The sequence below is a fragment of the Sporosarcina sp. ACRSM genome, assembly GCF_022346545.1.
In the GTDB taxonomy this organism is placed as follows: Bacteria; Bacillota; Bacilli; order Bacillales_A; family Planococcaceae; genus Sporosarcina.
Window position 1 is genome coordinate 62,089 of record NZ_JAKRNU010000007.1, and the last position, 20,108, is coordinate 82,196.

Annotated in this window: 18 protein-coding genes; 2 read left to right on the forward strand and 16 right to left on the reverse strand. The window is 44.5% G+C overall.

Annotated elements, in window-relative coordinates; translation table 11 throughout:
* Positions 1-17: 17 nt before the first annotated feature.
* From MHZ95_RS12305 to MHZ95_RS12330, 6 genes are all read right to left on the reverse strand, one after another.
* Positions 18-356 (reverse strand): toprim domain-containing protein, encoded by a 339-nt coding sequence (locus MHZ95_RS12305; protein ID WP_239390918.1) that lies wholly within the window; start codon positions 354-356, stop codon positions 18-20.
* 78 nt (positions 357-434) lie between these two features.
* Positions 435-818, reverse strand: coding sequence for a glycine cleavage system protein GcvH (gene gcvH / locus MHZ95_RS12310; RefSeq protein ID WP_239390919.1), 384 nt, complete (start codon positions 816-818; stop codon positions 435-437).
* Between the two features lie 75 nt (positions 819-893).
* Positions 894-1,253, reverse strand: a complete 360-nt coding sequence (locus MHZ95_RS12315; protein ID WP_239390920.1) for an arsenate reductase family protein — start codon at positions 1,251-1,253, stop codon at positions 894-896.
* Positions 1,254-1,348: 95 nt separating this feature from the next.
* Positions 1,349-3,136 (reverse strand): acyl-CoA dehydrogenase family protein, encoded by a 1,788-nt coding sequence (locus MHZ95_RS12320; protein WP_239390921.1) that lies wholly within the window; start codon positions 3,134-3,136, stop codon positions 1,349-1,351.
* A 179-nt stretch (positions 3,137-3,315) separates the two neighbouring features.
* Positions 3,316-4,491 carry an acetyl-CoA C-acetyltransferase gene (locus MHZ95_RS12325; RefSeq protein ID WP_239390922.1) on the reverse strand — a complete coding sequence of 392 codons (1,176 nt, stop codon included), beginning with the start codon at positions 4,489-4,491 and terminating at the stop codon, positions 3,316-3,318.
* A gap of 26 nt (positions 4,492-4,517) precedes the next feature.
* Positions 4,518-6,902 (reverse strand): 3-hydroxyacyl-CoA dehydrogenase/enoyl-CoA hydratase family protein, encoded by a 2,385-nt coding sequence (locus tag MHZ95_RS12330; protein WP_239390923.1) that lies wholly within the window; start codon positions 6,900-6,902, stop codon positions 4,518-4,520.
* Between the two features lie 215 nt (positions 6,903-7,117).
* Here MHZ95_RS12330 and MHZ95_RS12335 point away from each other — a divergent pair, with 215 nt between their 5' ends.
* On the forward strand, positions 7,118-7,438 hold the full coding sequence (locus MHZ95_RS12335) for a thioredoxin family protein (RefSeq protein WP_239390924.1): 321 nt from the start codon (positions 7,118-7,120) through the stop codon (positions 7,436-7,438).
* A gap of 102 nt (positions 7,439-7,540) precedes the next feature.
* Here MHZ95_RS12335 and MHZ95_RS12340 read toward each other — a convergent pair whose 3' ends face one another.
* From MHZ95_RS12340 to MHZ95_RS12365, 6 genes are read right to left on the reverse strand one after another with little or no spacing between them, the layout of a single operon-like run.
* The gene (locus tag MHZ95_RS12340; RefSeq protein WP_239390925.1) at positions 7,541-8,962 is read right to left on the reverse strand and encodes an aldehyde dehydrogenase family protein; all 1,422 of its coding nucleotides are present in this window, start codon (positions 8,960-8,962) and stop codon (positions 7,541-7,543) included.
* Between the two features lie 15 nt (positions 8,963-8,977).
* On the reverse strand, positions 8,978-9,730 hold the full coding sequence (locus MHZ95_RS12345) for an SDR family NAD(P)-dependent oxidoreductase (RefSeq protein ID WP_239390926.1): 753 nt from the start codon (positions 9,728-9,730) through the stop codon (positions 8,978-8,980).
* 15 nt (positions 9,731-9,745) lie between these two features.
* Positions 9,746-11,125, reverse strand: coding sequence for a dihydrolipoyl dehydrogenase (gene lpdA / locus MHZ95_RS12350; RefSeq protein WP_239390927.1), 1,380 nt, complete (start codon positions 11,123-11,125; stop codon positions 9,746-9,748).
* A 14-nt stretch (positions 11,126-11,139) separates the two neighbouring features.
* Positions 11,140-12,456 (reverse strand): dihydrolipoamide acetyltransferase family protein, encoded by a 1,317-nt coding sequence (locus MHZ95_RS12355; protein WP_239390928.1) that lies wholly within the window; start codon positions 12,454-12,456, stop codon positions 11,140-11,142.
* 14 nt (positions 12,457-12,470) lie between these two features.
* Entirely contained in the window at positions 12,471-13,451 is a 981-nt protein-coding gene (locus MHZ95_RS12360; protein WP_239390929.1) for an alpha-ketoacid dehydrogenase subunit beta, read from the reverse strand.
* Between the two features lie 18 nt (positions 13,452-13,469).
* Positions 13,470-14,453, reverse strand: coding sequence for a thiamine pyrophosphate-dependent dehydrogenase E1 component subunit alpha (locus MHZ95_RS12365; RefSeq protein ID WP_239390930.1), 984 nt, complete (start codon positions 14,451-14,453; stop codon positions 13,470-13,472).
* A gap of 172 nt (positions 14,454-14,625) precedes the next feature.
* Here MHZ95_RS12365 and MHZ95_RS12370 point away from each other — a divergent pair, with 172 nt between their 5' ends.
* Complete coding sequence (locus tag MHZ95_RS12370) at positions 14,626-16,287, forward strand: sigma-54 interaction domain-containing protein (protein WP_239390931.1); 1,662 nt, start codon at positions 14,626-14,628, stop codon at positions 16,285-16,287.
* Between the two features lie 130 nt (positions 16,288-16,417).
* Here MHZ95_RS12370 and MHZ95_RS12375 read toward each other — a convergent pair whose 3' ends face one another.
* From MHZ95_RS12375 to MHZ95_RS12390, 4 genes are read right to left on the reverse strand one after another with little or no spacing between them, the layout of a single operon-like run.
* Positions 16,418-17,719, reverse strand: coding sequence for a TRAP transporter large permease (locus tag MHZ95_RS12375; RefSeq protein ID WP_239390932.1), 1,302 nt, complete (start codon positions 17,717-17,719; stop codon positions 16,418-16,420).
* A gap of 13 nt (positions 17,720-17,732) precedes the next feature.
* Positions 17,733-18,221: a TRAP transporter small permease gene (locus MHZ95_RS12380; RefSeq protein WP_239390933.1), complete on the reverse strand. Its 489-nt coding sequence runs from the start codon at positions 18,219-18,221 to the stop codon at positions 17,733-17,735.
* A 42-nt stretch (positions 18,222-18,263) separates the two neighbouring features.
* Positions 18,264-19,298 (reverse strand): TRAP transporter substrate-binding protein, encoded by a 1,035-nt coding sequence (locus MHZ95_RS12385; RefSeq protein ID WP_239390934.1) that lies wholly within the window; start codon positions 19,296-19,298, stop codon positions 18,264-18,266.
* Positions 19,299-19,312: 14 nt separating this feature from the next.
* Complete coding sequence (locus tag MHZ95_RS12390; RefSeq protein ID WP_239390935.1) at positions 19,313-20,065, reverse strand: SDR family NAD(P)-dependent oxidoreductase; 753 nt, start codon at positions 20,063-20,065, stop codon at positions 19,313-19,315.
* Positions 20,066-20,108 lie beyond the last annotated feature (43 nt).

The following is a 20,108-nucleotide window of genomic DNA, read 5'->3' on the forward strand; positions in this document are numbered from 1 at the left end:
AATCGATAACTCATCCTTCAAATAAGAAATTCGGGGTGTATTTCAAAATCTGCACCAAGCAAGATGGAGGCAAGCACTTTGTACGGGGTTGTTTCCACTTCCCGATAAACCTTTTCCGTGTACAAATGAATGGCGTCGGGATAATCCCTTTTAAATAAAACACGTATCTTGTCACCATCTTCATCCGCATCGACAAAGACAAATAATTCCTGTTCCTCAAAAGGAGCAAGCATCTCTTCAAGGCGATAGGGACTAATCGTCCCATTCGTGCAAATGATTGTGACAGGCTCTGCAAGAATTCGGGCAAGCCGTTTCCTGTCCGAACCACCCTCTACGATAATCACTTTCTCCCCCATCCCAATGCCTCCCCTGCGAATTACTTTTTTGAGCAAAGATTCAAAAAACGCCGGCATTATACCAGCGTCTCGTTTGAATTATTCTCCAACTGTCATTTTGTCATACTCTTCAGCAGACATTAACGTATCTAATTCTGCAGCATCCGTTGGCTCAACAACGATCATCCATGCATTTTCATAAGGTGATTCGTTGACAAACTCAGGGTTGTCCTCAAGCTCTTCGTTCACCTCAAGTACTTTACCGCTGATTGGCGCGTAAAGCTCCGATACTGTTTTAACGGATTCAACACTTCCGAACGGCTCGTTCAATTTCACTTCATCGCCAACTTGTGGTAGTTCGACAAAAACGATATCCCCAAGTTCAGATTGTGCGAAATGTGTAATACCGATACGGTAGTTCCCGCTTTCTTCTTTTACCCATTCATGCTCTTCAGAATAGCGTAGGTCCTTTGGTGTGCTCATACCTTAACCCCTCCAAATAAATAGTTTCATACCCTTCAATTTTGGCATATTTCATGACCAATGACAAGATTGGATTCAATTTGCCCAAACGGTGTCGAATTCTTCTTCTTTGAAACCGACTGTCACCTTGCCGCGCCCGAATACAATCGGTCTTTTGATCAACATACCGTCCGATGCCAACAAGCCGATTTTCTCTTCATCTGTCATGTTCGGCAAGCGATCTTTCAAGTTTAATTCCCGATATTTTTTACCCGAGACGTTAAAAAACTTTTTAATGTCTAATGAGGACGCCGCAATCATTTCTTGCAATTCTTTTTCAGTCGGCGGATTTTCTGCAATATTCACCTCTTGAAAATCCAATCCATTCATTTCAAGCCATTTTTTCGCTTTTCGACATGTCCCACATTTCGGGTAGCCATAATATGTAATACTCATCTCGCTCAACACCTCCGTTTTCGCCATTATAGCAGAAAAACCATCCGAAGACCTCAAGGTATCGGATGGAAAGGTTTGCAAGAATCGTTTATTTCTTAAACCAGATATTTCTCGGCATCAATCAGCTTGACAGATGCTTCACGTTTTTTTGCGATGATATTATGAGGGGTGGAACGGGTCAATTTCCGCAAGGCGGAGAGCATCATGCGAAGATTGTCGCCCTCTGTTGCGGCAAGGAGTGTTTCTTTCGCGTCTTTTTCAATCTCCTGAAATGCTTCTTGGCAAAAAATTTGTGTATATAAAATCTTCTGCTGTTCTTTCTCTTCCCCGTTGCGAATAATCGCTTTTGCTGTTCGCAACAAAGCGGATTCCATTGCGAAAATGTTATTGGCGATATCCGCGATATTGACTAGTACTTCTTGTTCCGCTTCTAGTTTCGCCCCAAAACGCTGTGCGGCGATTCCTGCTACAAGCAAACCGATTTTCTTGGCATTTTGGACGAGTGATTTTTCTTGTGCAAGTGCTTCCTCACCGATTTCCTCTGGCATCATCGTGAGCAGTTCCGCTTGTAATGCTTGCGCCTGTTGCAAGAGTGGCAATTCACCTTTCAGCGCCTTTTTCAAGAAAGTCCCGGGAATGATCAGGCGATTGATTTCATTTGTCCCTTCAAAAATTCGGTTAATCCGGGAGTCCCGATACATGCGCTCCACTTCATATTCCTGCATGAAACCATATCCGCCATGTAATTGGACAGCTTCATCAACGATATAATCGAGCACTTCGGATCCGACGACTTTATTGATGGAACATTCAATTGCATATTCAGCGACGGCTGCCGCGACGGCTTTCCCATCTTTTTGCTCTTCAGCGCTCAATCGACTTTGCCGCTCCTCAAAATAACCGACCGTTCGGTAAATCAAACTTTCCGTCGCATACAACTTGGCTGCCATCGTGGCCAATTTTTCTTTCGTTAAATTAAAAGAGGAGATCGGTGTTTTAAACTGCTGGCGTTGATTGGTATAAGTAATGGCCAATTCAAGCGCACGTTTAGAACCGCCGATTGTTCCGGCTCCCAATTTATAACGTCCGATATTTAAAATATTGAACGCTATGATATGTCCCCGGCCGATTTCGCCTAAAAGGTTCTCAACCGGCACTTGCGCATCCTGTAAGATGAGCGTCCGTGTAGAGGAAGATTTGATCCCCATTTTTTTCTCTTCAGCGCCGACCGAGACGCCTGGGAATTCTTTCTCTACAATGAAAGCCGTGAATTTCTCCCCATCGATTTTTGCATAGACAATAAAGACATCCGCAAAACCGGCATTTGTAATCCACTGCTTTTCTCCATTTAAGATATAGTGTGTTCCTTCAGCATTTAACTTCGCGGTCGTTTTTGCACCTAAAGCGTCTGAACCGGATCCCGGCTCCGTCAAGGCGTATGCAGAAATTTTGTTGCCGGCAACAGAATTCGGTAAATACTTTTGTTTTTGCGCTTCATTGCCAAAAAGGACGATCGGTAACGTACCAATGCCAACGTGCCCGCCGTGAGTAATCGAAAATCCTCCGGCTACGGACATTTTTTCCCCAATCAATGCAGATGAGATCTTATCCAGGCCAAGGCCGCCGTATTCTTCAGGTACGTCTGCACCGAGAAGACCTAGATCCCCTGCTGTTTTAAGCAATCTTAACGAGTTTTCGAATTCATGGTTTTCGAGTTTTTCCACGACAGGGAGCACTTCGTTTTTCACATAGTCTTCCGTTGTCTTCGCAATCATTTTATGTTCATCGGTAAAGTCCTCTGGCGTAAATACCCGATCTGCCGCAATCTCTTCGATTAAGAAGGCACCGCCTTTGATCAGTTCATCGGTATGCAATTCAGTCATTGGAATTCCTCCCTCTTTCTTTGTCTAGACTCCAGGCTTCAGATGCTCGGAGGCTCACAGGATGTGAGTCAGGCAGCCGTTGCCAATCAAACAGCGCAGGGTTTGATTTGCCGTATTTCTGCGTTCTTTGCGGAAATTAAGGCACTTTCAGGACGCGGCGCACTTAGACTGCCTTCCTTTTATAGCATTTCAAATACGCCGGCTGCGCCCATTCCGCCGCCGATGCACATCGTGACGACACCGAATTGTTTCCCTTGGCGTTTCAATTCGTTCAGTAGGCGGATCGTTAAAATCGTGCCGGTCGCACCGAGTGGATGGCCAAGCGCGATTGCTCCCCCATTGACATTCACTTTGTCCAGATCCAACTCTAAATGGCGGATGACTTGCAATGATTGAGACGCGAATGCTTCATTTAATTCCCATAAATCGATATCGTCGATGGAAAGCCCTGCTATTTTCAATGCTTTCGGCACAGCTTCGATCGGTCCGATCCCCATCACTTCAGGCGGCACGCCTCCTACTGCAAATGCACGGAATTTCGCAATCGGTTTCAAACCTTGCGCTTCTGCCACTTCACGGTCCATCACAAGAACAGTCCCTGCGCCATCAGATGTTTGCGATGCATTGCCAGCCGTCACCGAACCGGTAACTGAAAATGCCGGCCGCAATTTTGCTAGCCCTTCCATACTCGTTCCATGACGGACGCCTTCGTCCATTTCGAATGTGAATGTCTGTTCACCATATTTGCCATTTTCATCGACAAAACGTTTGACGACTTCGACGGGGACAACTTCATCCTTGAATTTTCCCGCTACGATGGCCGCTCCCGCCCGCTCATGCGAACGGACAGCAAAGGCATCCTGGTCCTCACGGCTGACACCGTATTTCACCGCCACTTGTTCAGCGGTATGGCCCATTCCCATATAATATTGAGGCGCCGTTTCCGCTAATTGGATGTTCGGACGGATTGTATTACCCATCATTGGCACCATGCTCATCGACTCGACGCCCCCTGCAAGGATTGCTTGGGAATGCCCGATCATAATCCGTTCGGCGGCGTAGGCGATCGATTGCAAGCCCGACGAACAGAAACGGTTGATAGTAATGGCCGGTGTCGTGTCCGGTAATCCGGCAAGTGCACCGATATTCCGTGCAACGTTCATACCCTGCTCCGCTTCAGGCATGGCACAGCCGATGATCAGATCATCGATGGGACCATCATAGCCGCCCGCCCGCTTCAATGTTTCCTTTATGGTCAATGCGCCTAAATCATCCGGACGGACGGTCACCAAAGACCCTTTCCCCGCTTTTCCGACCGGCGTCCGTGCGCCGGCGACAAGTACTGCTTCTCGCATCCCTATTCCTCCTTTTGCTTTATCGATCAGTTACGCAACGGTTTTCCTTTTAACAGCATGTGCTGCATCCGCTGTTGGGACTTCGATTCTGCAATCAGGCTTAAGAAAGCTTCGCGCTCCAAATCGAGCATATATTGTTCGTCAACGAGCGTTCCATATGGCACTTTACCGCCTGCCAACACGAACGCCAATTTCTTAGCAATTTTTAAATCATGCTCGCTGATGAAGCCGGAAAGGAACATCCCTTCCGCACCGAGCAGCATCGTTGCATAGCCCGAATCGCCGGTAACTGGTATTTTTTCTTTTTTCGGTGCTGTATAACCATTTTCATAGAGTGCGAGCGCGGCTTGTTTCGCATCATAGAGTAAATGATCGGCATTGACACTGATCCCATCCGCAAAGTCGAGATAGTTAAGGTCGCGTGCCTCTTCCGCAGAAGTGGACACTTTTGCCATGGCAATCGTTTCGAACACCTTGTTCGCCACATATTGATAATCGACATGGACCCCGTTCGGCAAGCCTTTTAAATGCCTCGCATACAGATTGACGTTGCCACCGCCCCCCGGGATGAGCCCGACCCCTGTTTCCACAAGTCCGATATACGTTTCCATCGATGCTTGAATATGCGCCGCCGGCAGACAGACTTCTGCTCCTCCGCCAAGCGTCATTGCAAACGGTGCAGCAACGACCGGTTTCTTGGAATACTTGATTTTCATCATGGCCTTCTGAAACGTGCGAATGACAAAATCAAGTTCAAAGAGATTATCGTCTTGTGCCTCCATCAAAATGAGACCCAAATTGGCACCTACGCAGAAGTTTTTCCCTTGGTTGCCGATGACCAGGCCTTTGTAATGCTGCTCGACTTCCTCGACAGCGAAGTTGATCATCTGCAAAATGTCCAATCCGATCGCATTTGATTGGGAATGGAATTCAAGTAATGCGATGCCGTCTCCCATATCGATCAGGCTAGCTCCTGTATTTTTCTTAATGGTGCCATGTTTCTTTTTATACCGTTTTAAATCGATCACTTTTTCATTAACCGGGGCTTTCTTGTAGGCTTCCCCATCAAAGAAATAAAGTTCCCCGTCTTCTTCCTTATAAAAAGTTTCATAGCCTTTCCCCAGCAATTGCTGCACAAATAGAGGGATTGCCGCCCCTTCCTTTTTCATCTTCTCCACCGATTGTGCGACACCGATCGCATCCCAAATTTCAAACGGTCCTTGTTGCCAGCCGAAGCCCCATTTCATCGCTCGGTCAATGGCGACGATATCATCCGCAATTTCACCGTTCAATTGTGCAGAATAGCGCAATGTCGGCGAGAGGATATGCCAAAGGAGTTCACCCGTCCGATCCTCTGCATAGACAAGCGTTTTCACTTTGTTGGAAAGCCCTTTTTGTTGCTTTGCCATTTCAATGGAAGGCGTTTGCAATTTTTTCGCCGGCTCATAGTCAAAGGTCTCCGGATTCAATTCAAGAATTTCCTTGCCTTTTTTCACATAGAATCCTTGCTTCGCTTTCGCACCGATCCAGCCATTCTCCACCATTTTCTGCATGAAAGCTGGCGGGACGAATACTTGCTGCTCTTCCCCTTCCGTTTGGTCATACACATTTTTTGCAACATGCATGAATGTATCGAGCCCGACGACGTCAAGTGTCCGGAAAGTCGCCGATTTCGGTCTGCCAATCAGCGTCCCCGTCACTGAATCGACTTCACCGATCGAATACCCCCGCTTTGTCATTTCACGAAGCGTGACAAGAAGACCGTATGTGCCGATTCGATTGGCGATGAAGTTCGGTGTATCTTTCGCGATGACAACGCCTTTACCAAGTCGATCCTCCCCGAACTTCTTCATAAACTCGACCACTTCCAGAGCCGTCGTACTGGCTGGAATGACCTCAAGCAACTTCAAATAACGTGGAGGATTGAAAAAATGGGTGCCCAGGAAATGTTTTTGAAAATCTTCCGAACGCCCTTCCGCCATCGCTTCGATGCTAATGCCGGATGTATTGGAGCTGATGATCGTTCCCGGGTTACGCACCGCATCGATCTTTTCATAGAGCACTTTTTTAGCATCAAGATTTTCAATAATGACTTCGATAATCCAGTCCACTTCTTTCAACTTCTCCAAATCATCCTCAAAGTTCCCTGCTTCAATCAGCTTCAAATTATTTTTGCACGTGAGCGGAGCGGGCTTTTGCTTGAGTAGCTTCTGCAATGCTCCTGTCGCCATTTTGTTTCGCACTTGTACACTTTCTAACGTCAGTCCTTTGGCCGCTTCTTCATCCGTCAATTTTTCAGGGACGATATCCAAAAGCAATACAGGAATCCCAATGTCGGCAAGATGCGCCGCGATACCTGAACCCATGACACCAGATCCTAAAACTGCCGCTTTTTTAATTTGATAAGTCACAAGTGAAGCCTCCCTTTGACCCTTGAATGAATGGTCATTCATTTTTCAAACAAAAAAATTTAGAAACATTCTCTATTATTCTAAGTGTAATCCATTGTGTATGTTTTCGCAATATTATAATCTCTGTTTTTCTCATCTTCTCTTACCAGAGCGTTTTACTACCCGGCTGGAACAAAAACATTGTACACTGACCTTATGAAGGAGGGGGATTAATAATGAAATCAATTACAACTGCAGAACAATTCAACGAAGTCATCTCAGGCGACTCCAAAGCACTCGTCAAATTCCAGGCGGGATGGTGTCCGGATTGCACGCGAATGGATATGTTCATCGATCCGATCGTTGAAAAATATGATATGTACACATGGTATGATGTCGATCGCGATGTGCTACCCGAAATCGCAGAAAAATATGACGTCATGGGCATTCCTAGCCTATTGATTTTCCAAAATGGTGAAAAGAAAGCGCATTTGCATAGTGCCAACGCAAAATCACCGGAACAAGTCACAGATTTCCTGGATAACGTAGAAAAGTAAATAAACGAAGTAGCCGTCAATCCTTCCATTCGTAAGGATTGACGGCTACTTCTTAATAAAAGGAACAACTGTTCACATATGCGATGCATCTCAGATAAGTCATTATTCTTGATTCCAAATAACAAGCTTCATTTCTGTCATTTCTTCTATTGTATATCTTAAGCCCTCACGCGAATTACCACTTTCTTTCACGCCGCCATAAGGCATTTGGTCAACGCGATACGTTGGGATGTCGTTTATGAGAACACCGCCGACATGAAGTTTTTTAGACGCATGCATAGCTGTAGCAATATCATTTGTGAAAATACCTGCTTGTAGCCCATATCTGGAATCGTTAATTGCAGTAATCCCTTCATCTACCGACTGAATCGCATTAATAGAGACGATTGGCGCAAAGACTTCCTGGCAAGATACTTTTAAATGGGGTGCAACATCGAAAAGAACCGTTGGCAACAGCAAGTCGTTTTCGATCCTACCGCCTGTCACGAGTTGGACATCCGCCTCCACTGCTTCATCAATCCACGCCTTCGCACGATCCTGTTCTTTTCTTGAAATCAGCGCAGATATATCTGTTTTTTCGTCTAACGGATCACCTAATACGAGTTTCTCAGTCGCTTCTTTAAACTTAGCAGTAAACGCTTCTACGAGATTCTCATGCACATAAATTCGCTGAAGTGAAATACAAACTTGTCCTTGGTTTGAAAATGCTCCAACAACACATTTCGGAACGATTTTATCAAGGTCAACACCATCGTCGATAATCACACCCGCATTCGAGCCAAGCTCCAACGCTACTCTTTTTAAGCCTGCTTTGTTGCGAATGCCAATACCGACTTCAGGACTTCCAGTAAATGTTACCATACTTACTTTGTCACTCGTTACGAGGCGATCGCCAACTTTGCGGCCGCTTCCCGTCACAACATTTAAAGCTCCCTTTGGCAATCCTGCTTGCTCTAATAATTCTGCAAGGAAAAAGGCTGATAAAGGTGTTTGGGATGCTGGCTTTAAAACCACCGGATTCCCTACTGCAATTGCAGGTCCGATCTTGTGCGCCACTAAATTCATAGGGAAGTTAAACGGCGTAATGGCCGCAATAACACCAATTGGCTCCCTTACTGTATAGGCAAGACGATTGGCACCGTTTTTCGCTGCATCTAAAGGAATCATTTCGCCGTGGATGCGCTTCGCTTCTTCCGCTGCAAATTTATACGTTTCGATCGTGCGGTCCACTTCACCTAACGCAAACTTCAAAGGCTTTGACGATTCCAAAGAGATGATTTGAGCCGCGCGCATTCGATTTTCTTTGAAAAGAACAACGAGCTTTTCAAGAATTTCCGCTTTTTCATAAGCCGTTAAATTAGCCATCGCTTCTCGTGTCGCATAAGCTGCATCAATGGCAGAATCTACTTGTCCGTCAGATGCTTGTGGAATTTCCGCTATTTTCTCCTGTGAATACGGTGAAAATAACTCCGCATATTGCTCTGCATCGACCCACTCTCCGTTTATATACAACTTTTCCTTCATTGTTATCCCCCTTAGTTATCTCCCTAATACTCCGCCATCGACAGGTATTAACGTCCCAGTCACATAGTCCGAAGCTGGTGCAGCTAAAAATAACGCAACACCCGCAACATCTTCAGGCGTGCCCCAGCGCTTTGCCGGGATTCTCGCTTCTACTTGCGGTGCGCGAACGGGATCATTCATTAAGTCGGTATTCATCGTTGTTAGCATATAGCCCGGCGCAATCGCATTCACTTGGATGCCGTATGCCGCCCATTCATTGGATAATGACTTTGTCAATTGAAGGATGGCGCCTTTACTCGTTGAATAGGCGACCGCGTTATAACCGCCGAGTACCGAAAGAATGGATCCCATATTAATGATTTTCCCAGACCCTTGTTTTTTCATTTCCGCTGCCGCGAGCCGAGATAGTTCAAAGACTGCCGTGACGTTTAGACCGAGGATGCGATGCCATGTTTCGAGCGATACGTCAAAAGCAGGTTCTCTTTTGATCAAACCGGCACTGTTAATTAAAATATCGACCTTCCCTTCAAGCTTCTCTAACGCTTCTTGAAAAGATTGCTGCAAGCTGTCCATGTCTAACAGATTCCCTTTTACGCCATGTACTTTAGCGGCTTTTTCGTTAAATTTAGCTGCCAACGATTCCACATTGTCTGAAATGTCGATGACCGCAACTTCTACCCCAGCTTGATGAAAAGCTTCTACCATTGAAAATCCTAGACCTTGTGCACCGCCCGTAATAATCGCCTTTTTTCCACGTAAATTAAACATACTTCCACCCTCTTCTTAAGAATGAATCCCTTTTCCGATTAATGCATTCGCCGATTCCATAAGCACTTCAGATAATGCTGGATGCGGCTGAACCATTTGGGCAAGCTCATCCACTGTCCCTTCTAGATAAAGGTAAGCGGAAGATTGGCTAATCATTTCCGTCACATGCGCACCGACCATTACAACCCCTAAAATTTCACCGTATTTCTCATCGATGAAAACTTTGGAGAACCCTTCTGTTTCCCCCATTGCCAATGCTTTTCCATTGCCAGCAAAGGAATATTGGTGCGCTTTATAGACAATGCCCTTTTGCTTTAATTCTACTTCGCTCATACCGACGCTTGCAACCTGTGGATTTGTATAAATGCAGCGCGGTATCACCGTATAATCCATTCGCTTTTGCTTGATATCCAAATTAGCAACTGACGTTAATCCTTCAGCACTCGCCACATGTGCTAGCTGTAAGCCGCCAATGACATCCCCAACTGCAAAAACACCTTGAACGCTCGTCTCCAAATAATCATCAACCTCGATATGTGGACCGTTCATCTTCAAATTTAGTTCAGCGCCAGCTGATACGTTAGGTTTTCTTCCTACCGCCAGAAGAATATCATCAACAACGAGCGTCTCTTCTGTTCCATTGTCGGTTATAATGCTCACCGATTTCCCGGCTTCATTTTCCGCAATGGCTGCTACTTGGTGCTTCGTCAATACTTGAATGCCTTTTTTCTTCAAGTTCGAAAGCAATGCCTTCGACGCGTCCTCATCCTCTGTTGGAATGATCCGGTCTCCAAGCTCCACGATGGTAACCTTCGTTTGCAAACTCGCAAAAATATTGGCGAATTCGACACCGATGACGCCGCCGCCGACAATGACGATCGACTGCGGTATTTTTTCGATATCGAAGATCGTATCGGTTGTATGATAGTTCACTTCATCGATTCCCGGAATCGGCGGCACAACCGGTTGGCTTCCTGTCGCAATAATGATTTTTTCGCCTTGAATTTTTTGAGACTGTTCTTTTGCCTGAACAGAAACGGTTTTATCGGAATGGATTGTGCCGTATCCATTGTAAACATCAATTTGCCCTTTTTTTAATAAAAATTGAATCCCGGTTCTTAACGTCTCAATGACTTGATCTTTCCGCGCAAGCATTTCTTTCAATGAAAAAGTCAATTCGCCCGTATGAATGCCCCAGCTTTTCGCCTTTTCAATACTTTCAATGACTTCTGCATGCTTTAACAATGTTTTGGAAGGAATACAGCCGCGATTTAAACAGGTTCCGCCTAAATGATCTGCCTCAACAAGCGCTGTTTTCTTCCCGTTTTTTGCAGCTCTTAGCGCAGCAACATAGCCGCCTGGACCGCCACCGATAATAATTACATCATAGACCAACTTTGTTCACCACCTTATATCATTAATGTTAACGGATTTTCGAGTGCATCTTTTAGTGCTGTTAAAAATGCTGCCGCAGGAGCCCCGTCAATAATGCGATGATCGAATGATAAACTCAAAGTCATCATGGAACGGATCACCATTTCATCATTTACAACAACTGGCTTTTTCTGAATACGCCCAACGCCTAAAATTGCTGCGTTCGGCAAGTTGATAATTGGTGTAAAGCCGTCGATTGCGTACATGCCTAAGTTGCTAATCGTAAAGGTACTGCCTTGCATATCATCTGGAGCAAGCTTTCCTTCGCGCGCTTGCTTCCCTATTTTCTTCGATTCCGCCGTAAGCTCCGCAAGACCTTTCTGATCCACATTTCGAAGCACTGGAACGACTAATCCGTCAGGAACAGCTACTGCCATTCCTACGTTAATGTCTGAATGGAAAACAATTTCATTGCCTTCTAAAGAAACGTTCATATTTGGATGTTGCTTTAACGTAAAGGCAGTCGCCTTTATAATAATCTCATTAAATGAAATGCGCTGTCCTTCGATTTTTTCGATGACTGGTAGCAAATCTTGACGCAGCGATACACAATTCGTCATGTCAATCTCAGAGTAAAGCGTGACATGCGGTGCTGTATAAGCGCTCTCCGCCATTCGATCTGCGATGACTTTCCGCATGCCTCTAAATGGCACACGTTTATTTTCGACTTCAGGCGTTTGCCCGCTGTCTGTAGGCGGAATGATCACATCTTGCTTCATCACTTTGCCGCGCACACCTGTCCCATCGATTTGCTTATAATCCATTCCTTGATCATCCGCAATTTTCTTCGCCAGCGGGGTAATTCTTTTCGCATTCTGCGCTAAGAAGCTTTCAACGTCCACCTTATGAATACGCCCCTTCGAACCTGAGCCGACCACTTCTTGTAAATTAACTCGATTTTCTTCTGCCAACTTTCTAGCCGCAGGCGTTCTTCGAATTTTATCGCCCGCTTGTGCAGATGTTACCGGCGCTGCTTCAACGGTTGTCTCTTGCTGTTGATCAACAGACTCACTTCCCGTAGGCGATGTTACTGCTAACCCATCAAGCGATTCACCCTCTTCGCCCATGTAAGCGATGACTTCATGTACTTTCACCGTATTTCCTGCGTCATGAACGGTCTTTAATAAAACGCCTGTCGTTTCTGCTTCAATTTCTATAACAATTTTATCTGTTTGGATTTCCGCGATCGGATCTCCTTCTTCTACTACTTCTCCAACCGGAACGAGCCAAGAAACAATCGTTCCCTCTTCCATCGTTGCCCCTAGCTTCGGCATGACAACTTCTGTAGCCATGTCTGCGCACCTCCTTACTTATTCATGAGTTTTCTGCATTCCACCACAATGTCATCCACTTGCGGCACTGCTGCTTTTTCTAATGTCGGGTTGTAAGGGATCGGCGTTGCAAGGCCGCCTAACCTGCGAATCGGTGCATCTAAATAATCAAAGACATCACTTTCCGCGATCATACTTGCAATTTCTGCCCCGTACCCCCCGCGTTTTACCGCTTCATAAACAACCAATACACGGCTTGTTTTCTTCACAGAGTTTAAGATTGTTTCTGTATCCAAAGGTACTAACGTACGCGGGTCAATGACTTCGACTTCAATACCTTCCTTTGCAAGAATTTCAGCTGCTTCTAGAGCACGATTCACCATAATGGCCGTCGCGACGATGGTAATATGAGAACCCTCTCTCTTAATGTCCGCTTGACCTAATGGGATTTCGTAATCCTCCGCCGGCACTTCACCTTTCGTGTTGTACAGCAATTTATGCTCGTAGAATAATACTGGATTATTATCCCGAATCGCCGCTTTCATCAATCCTTTGGCATCATAGGCGTTGGAAGGCTGAACGACTTTCAAACCTGGCACATGCGCCATCCATGCTTCCAAGCTTTGCGAGTGCTGCGCTGCAAATCCTGCACCAGAGCCACCCGGAAGTCTAACAACAACCGGAACGCTCGTTTTCCCACCAAACATATAACGCATTTTCGCCGCTTGGTTGACAATATTATCCATCGCAATCATGACAAAGTCGGAAAACTGAATTTCTAAAATCGGTCTCATGCCTGTCATTGCAGCACCGACCGCGCAGCCGCTAATCGCCGCCTCAGAAATCGGTGTATTGCGCACACGTTCTGGTCCAAACTCTTCAATCATGCCGTTTGTTAAACCGAATGCACCTCCATAAACGCCAATGTCTTCTCCCATAATGAAAACGTCTTCATCTCTTCTCATCTCTTCACTCATCGATTCACGAATCGCTTCTAAATAAGTTAGTTCTCTCATGTCATTCATCACCTTTCCTTAAGCAAAAATGTCTTTCATCAATGTCTCTAAATCTGGTTCTTTGCTGTTTTCTGCAAACTCGACCGCTTCATCCATTTCGTTAGCTACTTGTTGCTCCATGTCGCTAAATTCGTCCCCTGTCAACACGCCCGCTTTAAGTAATTGCTCTTTGAACAAGGCAATCGGATCGCGCATTTTTCGCCACTCTTTTTCTTCTTCGCGTGTGCGATACTTTCTCGCATCACTTCGGGAATGCCCTCTCCAGCGATACGTATGTGCTTCGATTAATGTTGGCCCTTCGCCAGTTCTTGCACGTTCAACGGCTTTTTGTGTCGCCTCTGCAACAGCCAGTACATCATTTCCATCTACAATGACGCCTGGGATGCCATAAGCTGCACCACGATCCGCAATATTTTCAACTCTTGTCATTTCCTTGATCGATGCGGACATTCCATACAAGTTGTTTTCGCAGAAAAAGACAACTGGTAAATCCCAAACCGCCGCTAAGTTTAACGCCTCGTGAAAGGCACCCTCATTGCTTGCGCCATCACCAAAGAAACAAACGACAACGTAGCCTAATTTTTTCATTTTTGACGTTAATGCCGCACCAACGCCAAGTGGTAAACCAGCCGCCACAATTCCGTTTGCTCCAAGGTTCCCGACATCTAAATCCGCAATATGCATGGAGCCGCCTTTTCCTTTACAATAGCCCGTTTCTTTCCCTAATAACTCCGCCATCATCCCTTTCACTTTTGTTCCTTTCGCGATGCTATGTCCGTGTCCACGGTGATTGCTCGTAATTTTATCTTCTATCGTTAAGGGCACACACGCACCTACAGCTGTCGCTTCTTGCCCAATGCATAAATGCATCGTTCCATGAATTTTTCCTTGTTGAAATAACTTTTCCACCATTTCTTCAAAACTTCTAATAACCATCATGTCATACAACATTGTCTTTAATTGTTCTGATGTATGAGAAGTTTCTTTTAACAAGTTTGTCATCTCGTTACCTCCTATTTTTCATCAAAATCTCTTGTCGCTATTTATATTGCAAGTTTCATGCCAAAGTATTCCTCTGCAGTTTTCAGCCTTTTCCCATGTTAAATGATGTATAATTAAGAAAAATCGATGCAAAATTTCATCAAAAAAAGAAAAATGATGCAAGGAGGAACATATGAATACGTTTTTAACAAAAATTAATAGCGTCGGCGTTCTAGTCATCGATCTCCAAGGCCGGCTTCTCTATTCCAATGCGCTTGCAAAAAAATACAACTACTATATTGATGCAATCACCGAAGCCGCACTGAGCGGTGCAAGCACTTTCAGCTTGTTCCATTATCCTGCCGAAATCGAAAGTTTTCAGGACAACGGACAAATGATTGTGCTCATCAGCCCAACAAACGAAATGGTTCGTTTAAAAAAAGAAACGGACGCCTTGCAAAGCGTCCGCAACGAACTCAACGAAGTGATCAATTCATCATTTGACGGCATCGTCATTAGTGACAAAGACGGGATTATCATTCACCAGAACCCTTCGTACGAACAAATTACAGGATTGTCCGCAAAAGACTGTATTGGCCGCAGTCTCAAAGAATTGGAAGAGGAACATATTATCGACACATCTGCTTCCTTGCGAGCACTCGAAGAAAAGAAAGAAGTAACGATTATTCAAAAGATCAGTACAGGTGCAACTGTTCTCGTTTCTGCTGCCCCGATCCGAAATAAAAATGGGGAAATCGAAAAAATCGTGAACAACGTCCGAGATTTAACTCAATTGAATACCCTCGAATCGGAAATTAAGCTACTTGAACAGCAAAACCAGCAAATCCATCAAGAACTCGAATTTCTAAAGGAACAAAACGATCCGCGACTTTCCATTATTGCTCATTCCGATGCGATGAAAGATGTATTAGAACGAGCGATCCGCGTATCACAAATCGACTCCGGCGTACTCATCCATGGGGCTTCCGGGGTTGGAAAAGAGAAAATTGTGGAGCTGATTCATCAGCGCAGCTTAAGAAAAGAGTATCCTTTAATTAAAATAAATTGCGGCGCCCTGCCCGAATCGTTATTGGAATCCGAACTTTTCGGCTATGAATCCGGCTCGTTCACAGGTGCCAATCAAAAAGGAAAAGCCGGCTTGTTTGAAGCAGCCCATCGGGGGACGATCTTTTTAGATGAAATCGGTGAAATGCCGCTCCAATTACAGGTGAAGCTGCTTCGCGTACTGCAGGAGCATGAAATTACGCGAATTGGTGGAACAAAACCAACACCCGTAGATATCCGAGTCGTAGCAGCAACGCATCGCAACTTACCGGAAATGATCCAGCAAGGCACCTTCCGTGAGGATTTGTACTATCGATTAAACATCATCCCTATTTCCATTCCGGCCTTAAAAGATCGAAAAGAGGATGTCATTCCGCTTATCTATCATTTCCTGAATGGCATTAACCATAAATACGGACTGAACCGGTCATTTACAAACGATGCTTTAAATGCTTTTACAAATTACGATTGGCCTGGCAATGTGCGTGAGCTGCAAAACTTCGTAGAACGAATTACCTTAATGAGCAGCAATTCAGAGGTAGGCATGACAGATTTGCAGAAAGAGCTGCAATTTACGAATGGTCTACAATTGGATACCGCACCAACCGCCAACTCCGCTTTAAACGGTGCAGAAACAATGCCTTTACGGGAGCAATTAGAGGCTTTTGAAGCCGAGTTGATTAAAGAAGCACTAAATCATTATCCGAGCATCCGACAAGCCGCGATTGCCTTGAAAGTCGACCAATCGACGCTAGTGAGAAAGATTCAGAAATACGAAATTGAGAAATGAACAGTTGGAAATGCTGACCATAGAGCAGTTGGTCCCTCGATCAAAATTGGAGCCAATTAACAAAAGGGTTGGAAATCAAATCGATTTCCAACCCTTTTCGCTATACTCTGAAGCAATGTTTGTTTTATTATTATTTTCCTAAGAGATTTGGCAGAAATAATGTAATGGACGGCACATACGTGACGATGAGTAACACGATGAGCAACGCCCCGAAAATAGGTGCAACGTATTTGAATGTTTTCTCAAACTGAACGTTCGCGATGTTACTGCCGATAAATAAGTTAATGCCAAGCGGTGGTGTAATAAGCCCCAAGCTTAAATTGAGACAGATAATCATACCGAAATGGATTGGATCGATACCAAGCGGTAAAACAATTGGCAATAATAACGGAACAAAAATCAGGACCGCCGCGACCGTTTCCATAAACATCCCAACAATCAGTAGGAAAATATTAATTAACAGTAAAATAATCCATGGGTTTGTCGTCATTCCCGCAATAGTGTCCGCCAAAAATTGTGGAACTCTTTCAATTGAAAGGACTTGTCCAAAAAATGATGCCGCACTAACGAAAATTAATATGGAACCTGATGTATGTGCAGATTTCAAAAAGATTCCAACGAAGTCGTTCAAGCCAATTTCCTTATAGGAAAAAATACAAACGACTAAACTATAAACAACCGCAACGACAGCGGCTTCTGTCGGTGTTACAACCCCGCCGTAAATACCGCCCAAAATTAAAATCGGTGCAAGCAAAGCCCACTTCGCTTCATTTAGCGCTTTCCAAAAGCTGATTTTTTCAGTTTTCACCACAGGCGGTGCTTGCAGCTTCCCATAGCCTTCTTTTTTACAAATAATATAGTTAACAATTAACAACGCAATCGCGACTAAAATCCCCGGAATAATACCAGAAATAAATAGATCACTAATCGATGTATTCGACATGACCCCATAAAGGATAAACACAATACTTGGTGGAACAATCGGACCTAATGCACCAGCACTAGCTGAAATGGAAGCTGCATACCCCGGTGCATATCCACTTCTTAACATATAAGGAATTAAAATAGCACCTACACTCGCAACGGTTGCAGCTCCGGAACCTGAAATGGCTGCAAAAATAAAGCTTGTAATAATCGTAATGACACCTAGGCTGCCCGTTAAGGAGCGGGTGAAGCTTTGAATAAAGTCAACCAATCTACGTGCCATACCGCCTCGACTCATAATATCCCCAGCTAAAATGAAAAACGGAATAGCGATCAGCGGAAACGAGTCCATCGAGCTAAAGGATGTTTGAATAAATAGCGTTAACGGTACTGAACCTTCGATCAGAACAACTAAAATACTTGCAGCAGCCAATGCAATGGCAATTGGTACATTCAATAAAATTAAAACGAACAATATCCCAAATAACATTAACGTAACTGTCCCCATTAAACTCTCCCCCCTACGCACCGACATCTTGAAGCGTCGGATTTTTCAATTCTTTATAAATTCGAATAAGCAAGCGACTGGACATTAGCAAGTAGCCGATCGGAATGCCTAAGTAAATAAATCCTTTTGCAATGCCAAGAGCTGGTGAGTTACCACCAACTTGCAACATCGTAACAGAATAATTGAAGCCGACATACGTAATGACAACTGAAAAGGCAAGCCAGATGAGCAAGCCAATCATTTTAATCGTCCGATGGGCAACTTTCGGAAAAATCGATAACGCTGCATCCACCCGAATATGGGATTGGGTCGCCGTTACATAGGAGGCACTGATAAACGTCATCCAGATGAACATATAGCGCACAAGCTCTTCAATCCAAATGAAAGAGGAGCTAAAAACATAACGCGCGACGACTTCTGTAAACATAAGAACCGTCATGACAACGAGCAGTAAAACACAGATCAATCCTTCAAATGTAATCTTTATTTTTTCTTCGTTCATTCCATTCACCTCAAACTTCTTTTAATTGTGCACTTCGGCTCGTCAATTTTTTCCTAGTAGCTCCAATGCTTTTTGATAGTTTTCTTCGCCGACTTTATCAATATTTTTATCAATCGCAGGCTGAACCGCTTCTTTAAATAATTCAAGCTCTTCCGGTGTAAGTTCTACAACATCGACACCATCTGCCTTCATCTTTTCAATGGCATTCTTTTCAGCTTCTGTTGCCAGCTGTCTTGCATATTGAACTTGTTCTTCCGCAGCCTTATCAACTGCCGCTTTCAACTCGTCTGTTAAACTGTCGTAAAAATTTTTATTGACCATCAAAATATGCGGCAATGGGAAATGGCGTGTTAATGTTAAATGATTGGAAACCTCGTAAAACTTATCGGCAAAGATTAATGGTGTCGTTGTTTGTACACCATCGATGGTGCCTTGCTGCAGCGAGGTGAAAATCTCCCCATAAGAAATCGGTGTCGGATTCGCACCCATCGCTGCAATCGTACTTGCTTGCAAAGGAGTTGTTGTACTACGAATCTTCAGTCCTTTCAAGTCTGCAGGTGTTCGCACGCTTTTTTTATTGTTAGCGATTGCAAAAGACCCGATGCTAAATGTCCCTAAGTAATAAGCATTCGATTTTTCTTCCAAGCTTTTCTTTAAAAGCTCCCCATACTCGCCATCAATGAGTTCATACATTTCTTCTTCATTTTCAAAAAGAAAAGGGACGTCAAAAATGTTAAAAGCAGGAATTTGCGCATTTGCACCGACGATGAAACCTGCATTCGTTACGACATTCAAAACACCTGTCTGCAGCATTTCATATTCAATATCTTCTGATGGCGTCAATGTTCCATTGCTATAAATTTGCACTTCAATTTGACCATTACTTTCTCTTTCTGCAACCTCTTTAAACTTTTCATAACCGATGTTCAAAAAGTTGTCTGCAGACACTAAGTTGGCCATTCGAATGACCACTTTTTCACCGTTTGCACCTACCGTACCAGGCTCTTTCGCTGCTCCACATCCTGAAAGCAATAAGACAACCGCCATTAACACTAGTAAGATTGGCTTCAATTTCATGCTAAACACCCTCCTCATCTGCCTAAAAAGCCGCCATCGACCGGAATGATGGCGCCGTTAATATAATTCGATTTATTGGAAGCTAAAAATTGTACGGTTCCTGCAAGCTCCTCCGGCTGACCAAAACGTCCAGCCGGAATACGGCTCACTAGGGATGCGAACCGCTCTTCATCATTTAAAATGAAACGATTCAACTCGGTTTCGTAATAACCAGGTGCGATGGCATTGACGTTAATGCCGCCTTGCGCCCATTCATTCGACAATGACTTGGTCAACTGCGCGACGGCCCCTTTACTCGTTGAATAGGCCACCGCATTAAAACCGCCTTGTGTTGCCAATACAGAAGCAATATTGATAATTTTCCCTTTTCCTTTTTCACTCATCTTCTGTGCTGCAAGTCTGCTTAACTGGAAGACCGTCGTCACATTGACTTCTAAAATTCGTTGAAAATCCGCAATAGGGATATCCATTGCCGGCATAGGCTTATGAATACCAGCATTATTCACTAAAATATCAAGTTCACTTCCTAATAACTCAAGCGCCTGGTGAAAAACGTTTGGTATTTGCGCCTGATCGGATAAATCTGCTTGCAAACCTTCCGCTTGATAACCTTTCTTTTTTAACGCTTCGACAACATCGGGTAAGTTTGGTGACACATCAATGATGCAAACATGCACACCATATGAACAGAGACCTTCTGTCATTGCTAAGCCAAGACCTTGCGCAGCCCCTGTGACAATCGCTTTTTTACCGTTTAAGTCTTTCATTTCTTGCCCTCCATTTGAATTCGCTTACATTCAGATACGAAAT

Coding starts and splice junctions, on each gene's coding strand:
- gcvH (WP_239390919.1), bottom strand. CDS start 818: ATGAGCACACCAAAGGACCTACGCTATTCTGAAGAGCATGAATGGGTA.
- MHZ95_RS12325 (WP_239390922.1), bottom strand. CDS start 4,491: ATGCGAGAAGCAGTACTTGTCGCCGGCGCACGGACGCCGGTCGGAAAA.
- MHZ95_RS12390 (WP_239390935.1), bottom strand. CDS start 20,065: ATGAAAGACTTAAACGGTAAAAAAGCGATTGTCACAGGGGCTGCGCAA.
- MHZ95_RS12320 (WP_239390921.1), bottom strand. CDS start 3,136: ATGACTGAATTGCATACCGATGAACTGATCAAAGGCGGTGCCTTCTTA.
- MHZ95_RS12315 (WP_239390920.1), bottom strand. CDS start 1,253: ATGAGTATTACATATTATGGCTACCCGAAATGTGGGACATGTCGAAAA.
- MHZ95_RS12370 (WP_239390931.1), top strand. CDS start 14,626: ATGAATACGTTTTTAACAAAAATTAATAGCGTCGGCGTTCTAGTCATC.
- MHZ95_RS12360 (WP_239390929.1), bottom strand. CDS start 13,451: ATGAGAGAACTAACTTATTTAGAAGCGATTCGTGAATCGATGAGTGAA.
- MHZ95_RS12340 (WP_239390925.1), bottom strand. CDS start 8,962: ATGAAGGAAAAGTTGTATATAAACGGAGAGTGGGTCGATGCAGAGCAA.
- MHZ95_RS12375 (WP_239390932.1), bottom strand. CDS start 17,719: ATGGGGACAGTTACGTTAATGTTATTTGGGATATTGTTCGTTTTAATT.
- MHZ95_RS12355 (WP_239390928.1), bottom strand. CDS start 12,456: ATGGCTACAGAAGTTGTCATGCCGAAGCTAGGGGCAACGATGGAAGAG.
- MHZ95_RS12335 (WP_239390924.1), top strand. CDS start 7,118: ATGAAATCAATTACAACTGCAGAACAATTCAACGAAGTCATCTCAGGC.
- MHZ95_RS12345 (WP_239390926.1), bottom strand. CDS start 9,730: ATGTTTAATTTACGTGGAAAAAAGGCGATTATTACGGGCGGTGCACAA.
- MHZ95_RS12305 (WP_239390918.1), bottom strand. CDS start 356: ATGGGGGAGAAAGTGATTATCGTAGAGGGTGGTTCGGACAGGAAACGG.
- MHZ95_RS12385 (WP_239390934.1), bottom strand. CDS start 19,298: ATGAAATTGAAGCCAATCTTACTAGTGTTAATGGCGGTTGTCTTATTG.
- MHZ95_RS12380 (WP_239390933.1), bottom strand. CDS start 18,221: ATGAACGAAGAAAAAATAAAGATTACATTTGAAGGATTGATCTGTGTT.
- MHZ95_RS12365 (WP_239390930.1), bottom strand. CDS start 14,453: ATGACAAACTTGTTAAAAGAAACTTCTCATACATCAGAACAATTAAAG.